This is a genomic window from Bacillus carboniphilus (assembly GCF_039522365.1).
Taxonomy (GTDB): domain Bacteria; phylum Bacillota; class Bacilli; order Bacillales; family JC228; genus Bacillus_BF; species Bacillus_BF carboniphilus.
This window is the reverse complement of the sequence record NZ_BAAADJ010000027.1, coordinates 1-627: the sequence shown is the minus strand read 5'-3', so window position 1 is coordinate 627 and position 627 is coordinate 1. Positions and strand designations below refer to the sequence as shown.

Here is a 627-nt window from a genome sequence, read left to right as displayed (position 1 = left end):
CGCATAGCGGACGAATTTATGACCTCTCTTTTCTAGTTCTAAATCTAATTCATGCAACACGATATTAGAAAGTAAGGGACTTAGTGGACCTCCTTGCGGAGTTCCTTCCTCCGAGTTATGGACTATTCCGTTTATCATGATTCCCGCCTGTAAATATTTACGGATTAGTTTTAGAAGTTTTCTGTCCTTGATAGATTTGGCTAGTGTACCCATAAGCTTGTCATGGTTGACTTTATCAAAGAATTTCTCCAAGTCTATGTCTACTACCCATCGATATCCTTCAGTAATAAACCCTTTTGCTTTTCTTACAGCGTCATGGGCTCTTCTATTTGGTCGGAAACCATAACTGTGTTCAGAAAATGTAGGGTCAAATATCGGATTCAATTGTTGGGTAATAGCTTGTTGTATGAAACGGTCTGTCACGGTAGGAATGCCTAATAACCTCACACCGCCGTTTGGTTTCGGGATTTCGACACGACGTACGGGCGAAGGTTGATAAGTTCCATTTCTTAAAGCCTCCCGAAGGGAGTCCCAATTTTCATAGAGATGTCTACGTAGGTCTTTTACGGACATTTCGTCTACACCGTGACTTCCTTTGTTTCGCTCTACTCTTTTAAGAGCAGTTAA

General features: G+C 41.3%; 1 protein-coding gene. It reads right to left on the bottom strand.

Annotated features, from left to right (window positions below; translation table 11 throughout):
* On the bottom strand, positions 1–627 hold a 627-nt coding region (ltrA, locus tag ABDZ91_RS14100), incomplete at both ends, for a group II intron reverse transcriptase/maturase (protein WP_343800027.1).